The organism is Nocardiopsis akebiae, from assembly GCF_018316795.1.
Classification (GTDB): domain Bacteria; phylum Actinomycetota; class Actinomycetes; order Streptosporangiales; family Streptosporangiaceae; genus Nocardiopsis; species Nocardiopsis dassonvillei.
The window spans coordinates 2,719,792-2,733,828 of the sequence record NZ_CP074132.1; the positions used below are offsets into that span (position 1 = coordinate 2,719,792).

A 14,037-nucleotide genomic window follows, 5' to 3' on the forward strand; every position below is an offset into this window, starting at 1 on the left:
CAAGATAAGTTGTTGCCAGCATCGTTGGTTCGACAAACTAGTTCCGGCTTCCTCCCGAGGAGAGAACCCAATGCCCGACTACGGACACCCCCTGAGGTTCGGCACCTTCATCACACCCGCGGCGCAGGACCCCGACCGCACCGTCGCGCTCGCCGAACTCACCGAGGCGGCCGGACTGGACCTGGCCACCTTCCAGGACCACCCCTACAACCCCGGCTTCCTCGACACCTGGACCCTGCTGAGCTGGGCGGCCGCGCGCACCACGCGCCTGAGCGTGTCGGCCAACGTCCTCAACCTGCCCCTGCGCCCGCCAGCGATGCTCGCCCGTTCCGCCGCCAGCCTCGACCTTCTCTCCCACGGCCGTTTCGAACTCGCCCTGGGCGCCGGAGCGTTCTGGGACGGGATCGAGGGCATGGGGGGCAAGCGCCTCACCCCGCGCCAAGCCGTCGACGCGCTCAGCGAGGGCATCGACGTCATCCGCGCCGTCTGGGACACCGACGCCCGCGGCGGCGTCCGCGTCGACGGGGAGCACCACCGCGTGCGCGGCATGAAGCGCGGCCCCGCCCCAGCCCACGAGATCGGCATCAGCCTGGGCGCCTACAAGCCCCGCATGCTGCGCCTGGTCGGCGCCAAGGCGGACGGCTGGCTGCCCAGCCTCGGCTACCTCAAGCTGGAGGACATGGCCGGGGCCCACCGGACCATCGACGAGGCCGCGCAGGCCGCCGGGCGCGACCCCCGCCAGGTCCGCCGCATGCTCAACCTCGCCCAGATCGCGTTCCTGCCCACCGGGAAGGACTTCCTCCAGGGCCCGCCCGAGCAGTGGGTGGACGACCTGCTGCCCCTGGTCCTCGAACACGGCTACTCCACGTTCATCGTGGGCACCGACGACCCGCGCACCATCCAGACCTTCGGCGCCGAGGTCGCCCCCGCCCTGCGCGAGGCCGTGGACCGCGAACGCGCCGACGCGGGCACCGACACCGGCCCGGCCCGCGCCGCCGCCTCCCTGGCCGCGCGCCGTTCGGGCATCGACTACGACGGCGTTCCCGAGAGCCTGCGCGAGCACGCCGTCGAACCCGGTGACCGCGCCTACGCCCGCGTCCGCCACGGCTACATGCAGAAGGGCTCACCGGGCCTGGTCCTGCGCCCCGGCAGCGCCGAGGAGGTCGCCGAGGCCCTCGCCCACGCCCGCGCCCAGGACGCCGACCTGCACGTGCGCAGCGGCGGCCACGGCATCAGCGGACGTTCCACCGGCGACGGCGTCGTCGTGGACCTGTCGCGGATGAACGGCGCCGAGGTGCTGGACGCGGACTCCGGCCTGGTCCGGATCGGCGCCGGGGCCCGCTGGGGCGATGTCGCCGACACCCTCGCCCTCCACGGCCTGGCGCTCAGCTCGGGCGACCACGGGGGAGTGGGCGTCGGGGGCCTGGCCACCACCGGCGGCGTGGGCTACATGTCCCGCGCCCACGGTCTGACCATCGACAACGTCACCGCCGTCGAGGTGGTCACCGCGGACGGAACGCCCGTGCGCGCCGACGCCGACCACCACCCCGACCTGTTCTGGGCCATGCGCGGCGCGGGCGCCAACTTCGGCGTGCTCACCGCCGTCGAGGCCACGGCCGCCCCGGTGCGCGACGTCGTCCTCGGCCAGTTCGTCTACGACGCGACCGACACCGCCGCCTTCCTCCGGGCCTGGGGCGAGGTCGCCGAGGCCGCGCCGCGCGAGGTCACCGCCTTCCTCACCACCGGCCCCGCGCGCGGCGGGCGCGGCCCGGCGGCCCAGGCCATGGTGGTCTACGCCGGGGAGGACACCGACCTGGCCGTGCGGGCGCTGGAGCCCTTCCTGTCCGTGGGCCCGGTCCTGGACCAGCGCGCCCAGCTCGCCCCCTACCCCGCGATCCTGGCCCGACCCGACGGGCCCCACCAGGGTCACGGGCTGCCCGAGGCGCGCTCGGGCCTGCTGCACCACGTCACCCCGGACGCGGCCGAGGGCCTGGCCGGGCTGCTCACCTCGGGCGACGTCATGTTCATGCAGCTCAGACAGGTGGGCGGCGCGGTCAACGACCTGGCGGCCGACGCCACCGCCTACGCCCACCGGTCGCAGAACTTCGTGTTGGCGGCCATGACGGCGACCCGGAGCGCCGTGCGCATGGACCAGCGGTGGGCGGACCTGGACAAGCACCTGGAGGGCATGTACCTGAGCTTCGACACCCGTACCGGGCCCGAGGTGCTCGCGCAGGCCTTCCCCGAGCCCACTCTGGACCGGCTGCGGGCCCTGAAGGCCGTGTACGACCCGCACAACGTGTTCGACAAGAACTTCCCGATCCCGCCCGCGACCCGGGGCTGACCGGGCACGGCCGGAAGCCGGACGGCCGGTGGGGCTTCTCCCGCGCGCGTGCGCCGGGGGCGTCGCCGCCGTTCGGTGCCGCTCCGCGCGTTCGCCGCGCGTGGTTTCCGGAGGAGGGTCCGGGGGCGCGCCGACGACGGGGAGGGGTGTCAGCGCTCGGGGCGAGCCGTGGCGTCGTCGAGCGCGTCGCGGATCTTGGGCGGCAGTTCCACGCCCTCCACGCCGAGGATCTCCTCCAGCTGCGCGAGGGTGCGCGGACCGACCACCGCCGCGGCCACGCCCTCCTGGTCGCGCGCCCAGCTCAGCGCCACCGCCAGCGGCGACACGCCCAGCCCTTCGGCCGCCGTGCACACCGACTCCACCACCCGGCGGCTGCGCTCGTCCAGGTAGGGCTCCACGTACGGCGCCATGTGGGGGAAGGCCGCCCGCGAGTCCGGCGGAGTCCCGTTGCGGTACTTGGCGGTGAGCACGCCGCGTCCCAGCGGCGACCACGAGATGAGGTGGGCCCCGGACACCGCCGCGGCGGGCCGCAGGCCGTGGTCGGCGCCCCGGTTGAGCAGCGAGTACTCGGTCCCCACGCTCACCAGGGGCACGCTCCCGGGCCGCGCGCGCTGCCAGGTGGCCAGGGTCGCGAACTGCCACGACTCCAGGTTCCCCGTGCCCACGTAGCGCGCCTTGCCCGCCGCAACCGCCGTCTCCATCGCGGCCAGCGACTCCTCGGGCGGCGTGGAGGGGTCGAACACGTGCAGCTGCCACAGGTCCACGTAGTCGGTCTGCAGGCGTCGCAGCGAGGCGTCCAGGGAGGCCAGCAGGTGCCGTCGGGAGGCGTCCACCGGCCGGTAGCCGTCGGGCGTGTGGCCGGTCTTGGTTGCCACCACCACGTCCTCGCGGCGCACCGAGGCGCGCAGCAGGCGCCCCAGGATCCGCTCGCTCTGGCCGCCGGTGTAGATGTCCGCGGTGTCCACGAGCGTGCCGCCCGCGTCGACGAACGCGGTGAGCTGCTGCCCGGCCTCCTCCTCGGAGGTGTCCTTGCCCCAGGTCATCGTGCCGAGAGCGGTACGAGAGACCCAGAGCCCTGATCTGCCCACCTGTCGCTGTTCCATGCGGCGGAGAGTACCGCGTCCGTCCGACGCGGCCCTTCGGGCACACCCCCGCCGCTCCCCTCGGACGCGGCCGTGACCGGGGCGTTCGCCGCGCCCGCGCCCGTGTTCCGGCTCCGCGAACGGGCTCCGCGAACCTGGTGGCCCGGATCCGCCGCGCCCGCCGCGGCACAGCGTTCCCGCGACCGCGGCCGGGGTCCTGCCCTCCCGTCCGCCGCGGGCCTACCCTGTGACCATGGCGACACCCGCAGCACCCCAGGACACTCCGCCCCCGCCGCCCGCACCCGAGGCGGTCACCCTCCTCCTCGTCCGGCACGGGATGACCGACGCCACCGGCCCCCGCCTGGCGGGGCGCGCCGAGGGCGTCCACCTCAACGACACCGGCCGCGTCCAGGCCGCGCACCTGGCCGGTCGGCTCACCGGGCTCCGACCGGCGGCCCTGGTCTCCAGCCCGCTCGAACGCTGCCAGGAGACCGCCGAGGCCGTCGCCGCGCAGCTCGGCGTCCCCGTCACCACCGACGAGCGCTTCGTGGAGTGCGACTACGGCTCCTGGACCGGTCGCGGCCTCGGCGAACTGTCCGACGAACCCCTCTGGCGCGTGGTGCAGGACCACCCCAGCGCCGCGCGCTTCCCCGGCGGGGAGGCCCTGGCCGAGTCCTCGGCCCGCGCGGTCGCGGCCGTGCGCGACTGGAACGCCCGCCTGCTCACTGCACCGCCCCGGGACCCGGCCCCGGGCGCCCCGTCCGCGCCCCAGGACCCGCCCGTGTACGTGGTGTGCAGCCACGGCGACATCATCAAGGCCGTCGTCGCCGACGCCCTCGGCATGCACCTGGACCTGTTCCAGCGGCTGCGGGTGGACCCCTGTTCGGTCACCTCCATCACCTACACGCGCACCCGTCCCTTCCTCAACAAGCTCAACGACACGGGGGAGAGCCTGACCGCGAGCCTGCCGACCCCCGCCGAGGCCAGCGGCGACGCGGCCGTGGGCGGCGGCGCGGGCTCCCAGGAGACCGCCGCCGACGCCCCCTGACGGTCCCGCCTCCGCGTCGGCGGGACGCCGGGACTCGCCCCCGCGCGCGTCCAGCCCGGCCCCGGCGGGCCGCCGGGGCCGGGCTGCGACCTCGACGGCCGAGGCCACGGCACCGCGGCGCGGCGCGCACCCGCCCGGTGCCCGGCCCTTCGGTCCCACCCGGGTCCACCAGCGCTTCCGGCAGGTTTGGCACCGGGAGGCCCGCATCCCGTAAGGTTCTTGGCATGCCCGTCTTTCAGTTCAATCCGCCGGAGCGGTTCGTCGCGGGGACCGTGGGCCAGCCGGGAGACCGCACCTTCTTCCTCCAAGCCGTGGGCGAGGGGCGCATCACCAGCGTGGTCCTGGAGAAGGCGCAGGTCGAGGCGCTCGCCACCCGTATCGAGGAACTACTGGAAGAGGTGCACCGGCGCTTCGGCTCCCCGCCGGAGGACACCGCTCCGCCCGAGGACGACGCTCCCCTGGAGCAGCCCATCGAGCAGGACTTCCGGGTCGGCACCCTGGCCCTGGCCTGGGACGCCGAGGCCGCCCGCGTCATCATCGAGGCCCAGGAGATCGACGAGACCGCCGGTGAGGACCTGCTGGAGGACGACGAGGAGGAGCTGGAGGTCTTCGCCGAGGAGGCCCCCGCCCACCGCGACGTCCTGCGCGTCTACCTCACCCCCGGCGCCGCGCGCTCCTTCGCCGGACGCGCGCTGAAGGTGGTCGCCGCCGGACGCCCGGACTGCCCGCTGTGCGGACGCCCGCTCGACCCCAGCGGCCACATCTGCGTACGCCAGAACGGCTACCGACCGGACAGCCTCGTCTGAGCACGCCGATGAGCACACCACCGGCGGGCCGCCGGCCGCGCAGACCCGGGGGCCCGCGATGAGGGACACAGCCGACGCCTTCGACGGCCTCAGTCCGGCCGTCGGGCTCGATCTGCTCCGCACCGGAGAGATCACCGTCGAGGGGCGGCTGACCGCCGCCTCCAACGCCACCTTGTACTGCACCGTCTCCGACGGCGTGCGCTCGGCCGCATGCGTGTACAAGCCGGTGGCGGGGGAGCGGCCGCTGTGGGACTTCCCCGACGGGACCCTGGCCGGGCGCGAGGTGAGCGCCCACGCCGTCTCCGAGGCCCTGGGCTGGGGGATCGTCCCGCCCACCGTGCACCGGGACGGCCCGTTCGGCGAGGGCATGGTGCAGCTGTGGGTGCACGGAGACTCCACCGTGGACCTGGTCGCCCTGGCACGGGAGACCGACAACACCGACCTGCGCCGCATGGCGGTGTTCGACGCGGTCATCAACAACTCCGACCGCAAGATCGGCCACCTGCTGCCCACCCCCGGCGGCCACCTGTACGGCTGCGACCACGGGGTCTCCCTCGCCGAGGACTACAAGCTGCGCACCGTGCTGTGGCAGTGGCAGGGCCAGCCGCTGCCCCAGGACGCCCTGGAGGCCCTGGGGTCGGTGCGCGACCAGCTCGCCGACGCGGACAGCGCCCTGTCCGAGGAGTTGGCGCGGCACCTGACCGGACCGGAGGCCTACGCGGTGCGCAGCCGGGTGGACCTGCTCATCCGGCACGGCATCCACCCCTACCCGGCGCCGGACTGGCCCGCGGTGCCCTGGCCGCCGATCTGAGTCCGGGGACGGCCTCCGCCCGCCCGACCGCGAACCCGAGCCGCTCCGGGGACGTCGTAGGGCCCGGCGGCACCGGTGGGAGGGAACCCCGTGGCGGAGATCGGGTGCGTGCGGGCCGGGGCCGGAGGACCGCTCCCCCCGCGCCCGGACGGGCGTTTCCTTGAGGAGGAGCCCGCCGCCGGGACCGGAGCGGTGTGAGGGTACTCGCCTACCAGGGGGTGGGAATGGCGTGCTCCTTGCCCCGGACGGCACAATGGGCACGTGAGCAACGAGTGGAACTACCTATTCGACATGGACGGCGTGCTCGTACGCGAGCAGCACCCCATCCCGGGCGCGGACGAGCTCATCGCGGAGCTGCGCGAGAACGGGATTCCGTTCATGGTGTTGACCAACAACTCCATCTACACCCCCCGCGATCTGCGCGCGCGTCTGCTCAGCTCGGGCCTGGACATCCCCGAGGAGTCGATCTGGACGTCGGCCCTGGCCACCGCCCAGTTCCTCCAGACCCAGCGCCCCAACGGGTCGGCCTACGTCGTCGGCGAGTCCGGCCTGACCACCGCCCTGCACAACGTCGGCTACGTGATGACCGAGCGCGACCCCGACTACGTGGTGCTCGGTGAGACCCGCACCTACAGCTTCGAGGCGATAACCCGCGCGATCCGGCTGGTGCGCGGCGGCGCGCGGTTCATCGCCACCAACCCCGACGAGACCGGTCCCAGCGCCGAGGGTCCGCTGCCCGCCACGGGCGCGGTCGCCGCGCTGATCGAGAAGGCCACCGGCCGCCGCCCCTACTTCGTGGGCAAGCCCAACCCGCTGATGATGCGGTCGGCGCTGCGCCGGATCGGCGCGCACTCGGAGAACACCCTGATGGTGGGCGACCGGATGGACACCGACGTGCTCAGCGGTCTGGAGGCGGGCCTCCAGACCGTGCTGGTGCTCTCGGGCATCTCCGAGCGCGAGACCGCCGAGCAGTTCCCCTACCGCCCCACCCGTGTGATCGGGTCGGTCAAAGACCTGGTGGGCATCACCCGCGACCCCTTCCAGCGGGACTAGGGTCCGCGCCGGGGCCGCCGCGGAGGGGCGCACGCCGTCTTCCCGCGGTGATCCCGCTCCCATCGCCGTGCGGGCGCCCGCACGGCGATGGGAACGGGATCGCTCCCCCGGCCCGGGTGCCGCCGGGGGCCGACACGACGACGGGGGCGGCGGACCGTGTCCGCCGCCCCCGTGTGTCGCGGGTGCTCAGGCGCTCTGCCGCTGCCTGGCGATCTCCTCCACCTTGGCCGCCTCCTCGCGGCGGCGGGCGCGGAGCAGGGCCAGGCGCTCGGCGAGGACCTCTTCCAGGTCCTCCATGCTCCGGCGCTCCAGCAGCATGTCCCAGTGGGTGCGCGTGGGCTTGGCGTTCTTGGGCTCCTCGCCGGAGCCGTCCCGCCGCAGGGCGCGGTCGCCGCAGAAACGGCACTCCCACTCGGCGGGAATCTCTGCCTCGGTCGCGAAGGTGACCGAGAAGCGGTGGCCCCGGGTGCAGTCGTAGGTGACTTCCTGCCGCGGAGCCAGGTCGGTGTTGCGGTCGTTCTCGTAGCTCGTCGCCCCGAGCCGGGTGCCGCGAAGTGCTCGCTCGGCCATCGTGTGGGTGCCTCCAGGCGCTTGTGCGGTCTCGCGGGGTGTAACGCGTCGGTCCACGTCAAGATTCCCCGCTGACCTGAGGTCGAACCACCTCCGGCGTCCGGGGGCCACCCCGATCCCAAAACATCGTCCGGTGCGCTGAGTGTGGCACATGTGACCTGGGACACTCCAGGCTGACTGTTTCGGGTGTGTCTCTATATACGCCCGCCAGGGGCGAAAAACATCCGCTAAGCCCCGCTTTCGCCCTCCCGGCGCACCCTCCTGCCTGGTGGGGGCGGGGACGCGGCCCCGGGGCCGAATCGGCAGCGGCGGGGTCCCGCCGATGGATGCGCGGCCGCGTGTCCGTCGTCGTCGAGCACGTTCCCTCCGCACGGCCCGCCGCCGTCGGTCGGCGGCCGGTCGTGTTCCTTCCGTCCGCCAGCCGGTCGCCGTCCTCTTCGTCCCCTCGACCGCCGCGCGGTTCCTCCGGTCGCCGTTCGCGACCCGCCGCGCCGTCCCGTCGGTCGGCGTCCGTCCCCGGCCGGACCCGTGGCCGACTCAGGCCAGTTCCGCGCCGACGTCCGCGGCCGCTCCCGGCCACCCGTGGCCGCGGGGCGGCCCCGCACCGACCCCGCCCGTCACACTGCGTCCACCCTCACCGCGCTTCCCTGCGCGCCCGCCGACGTACGGTTCCCGCAGTTCACGACTGGAAAAGCCGTGCGCCCGACAATGGATTCCAGAAAAGGTCGGACGTTCTCGCTCCGCTGATTATCACTCTCCGGAATCCGCGCTGTGGTAGGGAATCCAGCTCTCCGCCACCCGTGTGCGATAAGGATTCCATTGTGCCGCCATGGCCGCCCGAGGTGTCTGGTGGTATGTTGACTCGCCGTGCACCGAAAAGCGTAGGTAGGGGTAATTAATCCCTTCCTTTGGATGTGCACATCGTGCCGGAAATGTCCCCTTCGGTGCGTCCTCACGTGCCGGAACCAGGAGCGACGGCGCGGCCGGACGTGGAGCCCCATGACTGCTGAGACCCCCCTCCCCCGAGGAGCCGTGCCCGCGTCGCGCTGGTTCCTCCTCCCGCTCGCGGCGCTGCCCTTCTGGGCCGTGCCCCTTTGGGCCGCGCCCGAGGCCCGGACCCTGCCCGTCCTGGCCGCCTCCGCGGTCCCCCTCCTGCTCCTGCTGGTCCTCGCGGTGCTGCTCGACCGGCGCGCCCGGCGGATCAGCGGCCTGGGCGCCCGGCTCGACGCGCTGCGCGCCGACACCGCCTCCCTGGCCGACGAGCACCTGCCGCTCCTGGCCCGGCGCCTGCGCGCGGGCGACTCCGCCGACACCGCCCTGCGCGCCCTGCCCCTGCCCGCCGACCACGGGGGCCGCGCCGTCCTCAGGGCCGCCGCCACCGAGATCGCCGCCGCCGAACGCCGCCGCTCGGCCGCCATGGCCGCCTGCGCCACCGCCGCCGGGCGCGTCCAGGCACTGAGCACCACCATGCTCGCCGACCTGCGCCGGATGCAGGAGCGCCACGGCGACGGGGACACCAGCGCCGACGTCCTCGGCGACCTGATGCACCTGGACCACAGCACCGCCCAGGTCGGACGCGTCGCCGACAGCATCGCCGTCCTCACCGGGGCCCGCTCCGGCCGCCGCTGGGGCCGGGCCATCGGTATGGAGAGCGTCGTCCGCGGAGCCATGGCCCGCATCGGCGCCTACCAGCGCGTCCGCGTGCACAACGCCTCCACGCGGGCGGTCGCCGGGTTCGCCGCCGAGGGCGTCATCCACGCCCTGGCCGAGATCCTGGACAACGCCGCCAGGTTCTCCCCGCCCACCGCCGAGGTCCACGTCCACGTCGAGGAGGTCCAGGCCGGAATCGCGGTCATGGTCGAGGACGGCGGCCTGGTCATGGGGGAGGAGGCGCTGCGCCGCGCCCGCCGCGCCGTCGAGAACGGCCTGGACCTGGCCGCCATCTCCGGAACCCGCCTCGGTCTGTCGGTCGTCGGCCAGATCGCCCACCGCTACGGCCTGTCGGTGTCCTTCCGCTCCTCCTCGCGAGGCGGCACGGCGGTCGTCCTGCTGCTGCCCCGCAAGCTCGTCAAACCCCTCCCCGAGCCCGTGGTCCCCGACTCCCCGGCGTCCCTGCCCGGGCCCGCACGGGAACCCGGCACCGCCCCCACACCCGCCGCGATCCCCCCGGCCGCGGCGGAGACCGCCGCGCAGGAGGTCGACGGACTGCCCCGGCGCCGCCGCGGCCGGACCCTCGCGGCGGCCGAGAACACCAGGCCCGCACCCCGCAGGAGCAACCCCGCCGCCGTGGCGAGGGGCTTCGGCGAGTTCCGCTCCGCGGTGCGCGGCCCGAACGACAAGGACGCATGATGGACCTCGACACGCTGACCTGGCTCCTCGAAGGCCTCCTGGAACGCACGCCCGGCACCCGCCACGCCCTCGTGCTCTCCCGCGACGGGCTCAAGCTCTGCCACAGCTCCGGCCTGCGCGCCGACAGCGCCGACCACCTCGCCGCGATCGCCGCCGGGGTGCAGAGCCTGGCGCACAGCGCCTCGGTGGAGTTCGGCGACGGGGCGGGCGGCGTCCGCCAGGCCATGGCCGAGTTCTACGGCGGCCTGCTGTTCATCGTCGAGGCCGGACACGGCGCCCACCTGGCCGTCATCACCTCCGAGGAGGCCGAACCAGGTCTGGTCGGCCACAACATGAACGAGCTGGTCGAGCAGATGGGCGAGCACCTGACCACCCCGCCCCGCGCCGGAGCCGGACCGGTATGACGCGCCCGCACCAGCAGGAGGGTCCGGACCGCCTCTACGTCATCACCTCGGGCCGCAGCGGCGGGGCCGACGACTCCCTGGACGCGGTGACCCTCATCGTGGCCGAGAGCGCGCCCGCCCCCGGCATGCAGTCCGAGCACGCCCGGATCCTGCGGCTGTGCCGCGGCCCGACGGCGGTGGTGGAGATCTCCGCCCACCTGCGCCTGCCCGTGGCGATCGTGCGCATCCTGGTCACCGACCTGCTCGACACCGGCCTGGCCACCGCGCGCCACCCCCGCCCCGCGCCCTCACCGGCCCACCCCCTCGCCTCCCCGGAAGTGTTGGAGAAGGTGCTCGTTGCACTCCACAACCTCTGATCCCCCCTCGGCCCCGCCCCCCGACTCCCCGCCCGCCCCGGCGGACCGCGCCCGCGAGGCCGCCCGCGCCCCTCTGCCCGACACCGCCGAGTACGCCCTCAAGATCGCGGTCGTGGGCGGCTTCGGGGTCGGCAAGACCACCCTGGTCCGCTCGGTCAGCGAGATCCGCCCGCTCAGCACCGAGGAGACCATGACCCGGGCGGGGCACGGCGTCGACGACGTGGACGGGGTGGAGTCCAAGCGCGCCACCACCGTCGCCTTCGACTTCGGCCGTATCACCCTGGACGCCGCCTCGGTGCTCTACGTCTTCGGCGCCCCCGGCCAGGAGCGCTTCTGGTTCCTGTGGGACCGCCTCTTCTCCGGAGCCCTGGGCGCGGTGGTCCTGGTGGACACCCGGCGCCTGGAGGACTCCTTCTACGCCATCGACCGCCTGGAGGCCCAGGGCACCCCCTTCGTCGTGGCCCACAACGACTTCGGCGAGGCCGAGCACAGTCTGGAGAAGGTGCGCGCCGCCCTGGACCTGGACGCCTCGGTCCCCCTGCTGCGCTGCGACGCGCGCGCACGCGACTCGGCCAAACAGGTCCTCATCGCGCTGGTCGGCCACGTCCGCGCCCTGGTCGCGGCAGCCGCCCGGTGAGCGGCCCCCGGATCCGCCCGGTGAACAGTACCGGGACCTGCCCGGTCCGCCTCCACGGCCCCGACTTCCGGACCGGCCCCGGCGGCCTGTACCGGGCCATGCGCGCCGAACACGGTTCCGTGGTGCCCGTGCTCATGGAGGGCGACGTCCCCGCGTGGCTGGTCATCGGCTACCACGAGCTCCAACAAGTCCTCAACACCCCCGAGGTGTTCGCGCGCGCCTCGCACCGCTGGAACGCCTGGGACCGGGTGCCGCCGGACTGGCCGCTGCTGCCGCTGGTGATGCGGCTGCCCACCGTCCTGTACTCGGAAGGGGACGAGCACCGCAGGCGCGCCGGAGCGGTCGCCGACGCCCTGGCCGGGACCGACCCGCACGAGCTGCGCGCGGTCACCGCGCGCCTGGCCGACCGCCTCGTCGACGGCTTCTGCGCCTCGGCCGGGACGGACCTGCGCCCCTCCTACACCGCCCGCCTGCCGGCCCTGGTGCTGAGCTGGCTCTACGGGCTGGACGACGAGCGCGGCGACCACGTCGCCTCCCTCATGACCACCATGATCGACGGCGGGGCCCGGGCACTGGAGGCCCAGCGCGCCCTCCTGGCCGCCATGACCGAACTCGTCGCCCGACGGCGCGCCGAGCCCGGGCCGGACGTGGTCTCGCGCCTGCTCGCCCACCCGGCGGGCTACACCGACGAGGAGGCGGTTCCCGAGCTGGTCGTCCTGCTCGGGGGCGGCAACCAGCCCACCGGCGAGTGGCTGGGCAACGCGCTGCGCCTGATGCTGACCGACGACCACTTCGCCTCCTCCCTCGCGGGCGCCCGCCGCAGCGCCAGGGAGGCCCTCAACGAGGTCCTGTGGGAGGACACCCCCACACAGGTCCACGCGGGCCGCTTCGCCGCCCACGACGTGGAGCTCGGCGGACAGGTCATCCGCCGGGGCGACATGGTGCTGCTCGGGCTGGCGGGGGCCAACACCGACCCGCGTGTGCGCTCCGCGGGCCCCGCTCCCGGCGACCGGGGCAACCACGCCCACCTGTCCTTCTCCCACGGCGAGCACTCCTGCCCCTACCCGGCCCAGGAGATCGCCGAGGTCGTCGCGGTGACCGGTATCGAGGTGCTCATGGACCGGCTGCCCGACCTCGAACTCACCGTCGACCCCTCCGAGCTGCGATGGCGCCCCTCACCCTGGGTGCGGGGCGTCGCCTCACTGCCCGTGGCCTTCACCCCCGTACCGCCCCTGGGAGCGAACTGATGCCCTGCCCCCTACAGCACGACCCCCACGGCACCGTGGTCCTGGACCCCCACGTCACCGACCTGCGCGCCGAGCGCGAGGCCCTGTACGCCGCCGGGCCCCTCACCCGGGTCGAACTGCCGGGCGGGGTGACCGCCTGGGCCGTCACCCATCACGAGGCCGCCCGCGCGCTGCTCACCGACCCCCGCCTGGTCAAGGACGTCGCCCACTGGGACGACTACCAGAGCGGCCGCGTCCCCGAGGCCTGGCCGCTGCTCAGCACCATCCCGCCGACCCCCACCAACCTCCTGGGCGCCGACGGGGCCGAGCACCGCAGGCTGCGCCTGCTCACCGCCCGGGCCTTCTCCGCGCGCAGCGTCGAGCGCCTGCGCCCGCGCGTCCACGAGCTCACCGCCGAACTGCTCGACGCCATGGAGCCCCGCGCGCACGAACCCCTGGACCTGAAGTCGGAGTTCGCCTTCCGGCTGCCGATGAACGTCATCGGCGAGCTGTACGGGGTGGACCGGAGCGAGTTCGACCACCTGCGTGAGCTGTACGTGGAGTTCTTCTCCTCGGTCACCGGCCCCGAGGAGTTCATGCGGGTCTACGCCACCCTGGAGAAGTACTACGACGACATGGTCGCCGACAGGCGCGCCCGGCCCGGGCAGGACCTGACCAGCGAGCTCCTCCGCGCGGACGAGAACGGCGACGCCCTCACCGACCTGGAGGTGCGCGGCACCCTCCAGGTCACCGTGGCCGCCGGGCACGAGACCACCGTCAACCTGCTGTGCAACGCCGTGCGCGCCCTGCTCGCCCATCCCGATCAGTTCGCCCTGGTCAAGGAGGGGAAGGTCGGCTGGGACGCGGTCGTGGAGGAGACGCTGCGCTACGACCCGCCCACCTCCAACATGATCTTCCGGTTCGCCACCGAGGACGTCGAGGCCGCCGGGAGCACGATCCGCAGGGGGGAGGCGCTCATGGTCTCCTACGGGGCGGTCAGCCGCGACCGGGCCGAGCACGGTGAGGACCCCCGCCCCGACGCCTTCGACCTCACCCGCTCCCAGGGCCGCCACATCTCCTTCGGGTACGGGCCGCACGTGTGCCCCGGGGCCACCCTGGCCCGCATGGAGGGACGGATCGCCCTGCCCATGCTCTTCGAGCGCTACCCCGACCTGGAGCTGGCGGTCCCCGACGGGGAGCTGCGCCGCCACCCCTCGATCATCGTCAACAGCCTCCGGGAACTGCCCGTCCTGCTGCGTCCCTAGCGCCTCGGCCCAAGACCCGGCCGACGCGCCCATCGGACCCGCCTCCGGTGTCCCCGGAACCCCGGAGGCGGCCCCGAACCCGTCCC

General features: G+C 74.2%; 13 protein-coding genes. 11 read left to right on the top strand and 2 right to left on the bottom strand.

The window, feature by feature from the left end; translation table 11 throughout:
* Positions 1-70: 70 nt before the first annotated feature.
* Positions 71-2,344 (top strand): LLM class flavin-dependent oxidoreductase, encoded by a 2,274-nt coding sequence (locus tag KGD83_RS11750; protein WP_212643794.1) that lies wholly within the window; start codon positions 71-73, stop codon positions 2,342-2,344.
* A 149-nt stretch (positions 2,345-2,493) separates the two neighbouring features.
* Here KGD83_RS11750 and KGD83_RS11755 read toward each other — a convergent pair whose 3' ends face one another.
* Positions 2,494-3,447: an aldo/keto reductase gene (locus tag KGD83_RS11755; RefSeq protein WP_212643795.1), complete on the bottom strand. Its 954-nt coding sequence runs from the start codon at positions 3,445-3,447 to the stop codon at positions 2,494-2,496.
* A gap of 232 nt (positions 3,448-3,679) precedes the next feature.
* Here KGD83_RS11755 and KGD83_RS11760 point away from each other — a divergent pair, with 232 nt between their 5' ends.
* The 4 genes from KGD83_RS11760 to KGD83_RS11775 all read left to right on the top strand — a co-directional run bounded on the left by KGD83_RS11760 (position 3,680) and on the right by KGD83_RS11775 (position 7,144).
* Entirely contained in the window at positions 3,680-4,474 is a 795-nt protein-coding gene (locus tag KGD83_RS11760; RefSeq protein WP_212643796.1) for an MSMEG_4193 family putative phosphomutase, read from the top strand.
* A 224-nt stretch (positions 4,475-4,698) separates the two neighbouring features.
* Positions 4,699-5,280, top strand: a complete 582-nt coding sequence (locus tag KGD83_RS11765) for a DUF3090 domain-containing protein (protein ID WP_047872134.1) — start codon at positions 4,699-4,701, stop codon at positions 5,278-5,280.
* Between the two features lie 58 nt (positions 5,281-5,338).
* Positions 5,339-6,091: an SCO1664 family protein gene (locus tag KGD83_RS11770; RefSeq protein WP_212643797.1), complete on the top strand. Its 753-nt coding sequence runs from the start codon at positions 5,339-5,341 to the stop codon at positions 6,089-6,091.
* Between the two features lie 261 nt (positions 6,092-6,352).
* Positions 6,353-7,144 (top strand): HAD-IIA family hydrolase, encoded by a 792-nt coding sequence (locus tag KGD83_RS11775; RefSeq protein ID WP_249352284.1) that lies wholly within the window; start codon positions 6,353-6,355, stop codon positions 7,142-7,144.
* Positions 7,145-7,330: 186 nt separating this feature from the next.
* Here the strand turns inward: KGD83_RS11775 and KGD83_RS11780 are convergent, their stop codons facing one another.
* Positions 7,331-7,714, bottom strand: coding sequence for an RNA polymerase-binding protein RbpA (locus KGD83_RS11780; protein ID WP_013153776.1), 384 nt, complete (start codon positions 7,712-7,714; stop codon positions 7,331-7,333).
* A gap of 999 nt (positions 7,715-8,713) precedes the next feature.
* Here KGD83_RS11780 and KGD83_RS11785 point away from each other — a divergent pair.
* From KGD83_RS11785 to KGD83_RS11810, 6 genes are read left to right on the top strand one after another with little or no spacing between them, the layout of a single operon-like run.
* The gene (locus tag KGD83_RS11785) at positions 8,714-10,063 is read left to right on the top strand and encodes an ATP-binding protein (RefSeq protein ID WP_212643798.1); all 1,350 of its coding nucleotides are present in this window, start codon (positions 8,714-8,716) and stop codon (positions 10,061-10,063) included.
* On the top strand, positions 10,063-10,467 hold the full coding sequence (locus tag KGD83_RS11790) for a roadblock/LC7 domain-containing protein (RefSeq protein WP_013153774.1): 405 nt from the start codon (positions 10,063-10,065) through the stop codon (positions 10,465-10,467). The genes KGD83_RS11785 and KGD83_RS11790 overlap by 1 nt, the downstream gene beginning before the upstream one ends.
* Positions 10,464-10,823 carry a DUF742 domain-containing protein gene (locus KGD83_RS11795; RefSeq protein WP_212643799.1) on the top strand — a complete coding sequence of 120 codons (360 nt, stop codon included), beginning with the start codon at positions 10,464-10,466 and terminating at the stop codon, positions 10,821-10,823. The genes KGD83_RS11790 and KGD83_RS11795 overlap by 4 nt, the downstream gene beginning before the upstream one ends.
* Entirely contained in the window at positions 10,804-11,460 is a 657-nt protein-coding gene (locus tag KGD83_RS11800) for a GTP-binding protein (protein WP_212643800.1), read from the top strand. Before KGD83_RS11795 ends, KGD83_RS11800 begins: the two co-directional genes overlap by 20 nt.
* Positions 11,461-11,471: 11 nt before the next feature.
* A complete protein-coding gene (locus KGD83_RS11805; RefSeq protein ID WP_394358115.1) occupies positions 11,472-12,707 on the top strand; it encodes a cytochrome P450 in 1,236 nt (411 codons plus the stop codon).
* Positions 12,707-13,951, top strand: a complete 1,245-nt coding sequence (locus tag KGD83_RS11810; protein WP_212643802.1) for a cytochrome P450 family protein — start codon at positions 12,707-12,709, stop codon at positions 13,949-13,951. Before KGD83_RS11805 ends, KGD83_RS11810 begins: the two co-directional genes overlap by 1 nt.
* Positions 13,952-14,037 lie beyond the last annotated feature (86 nt).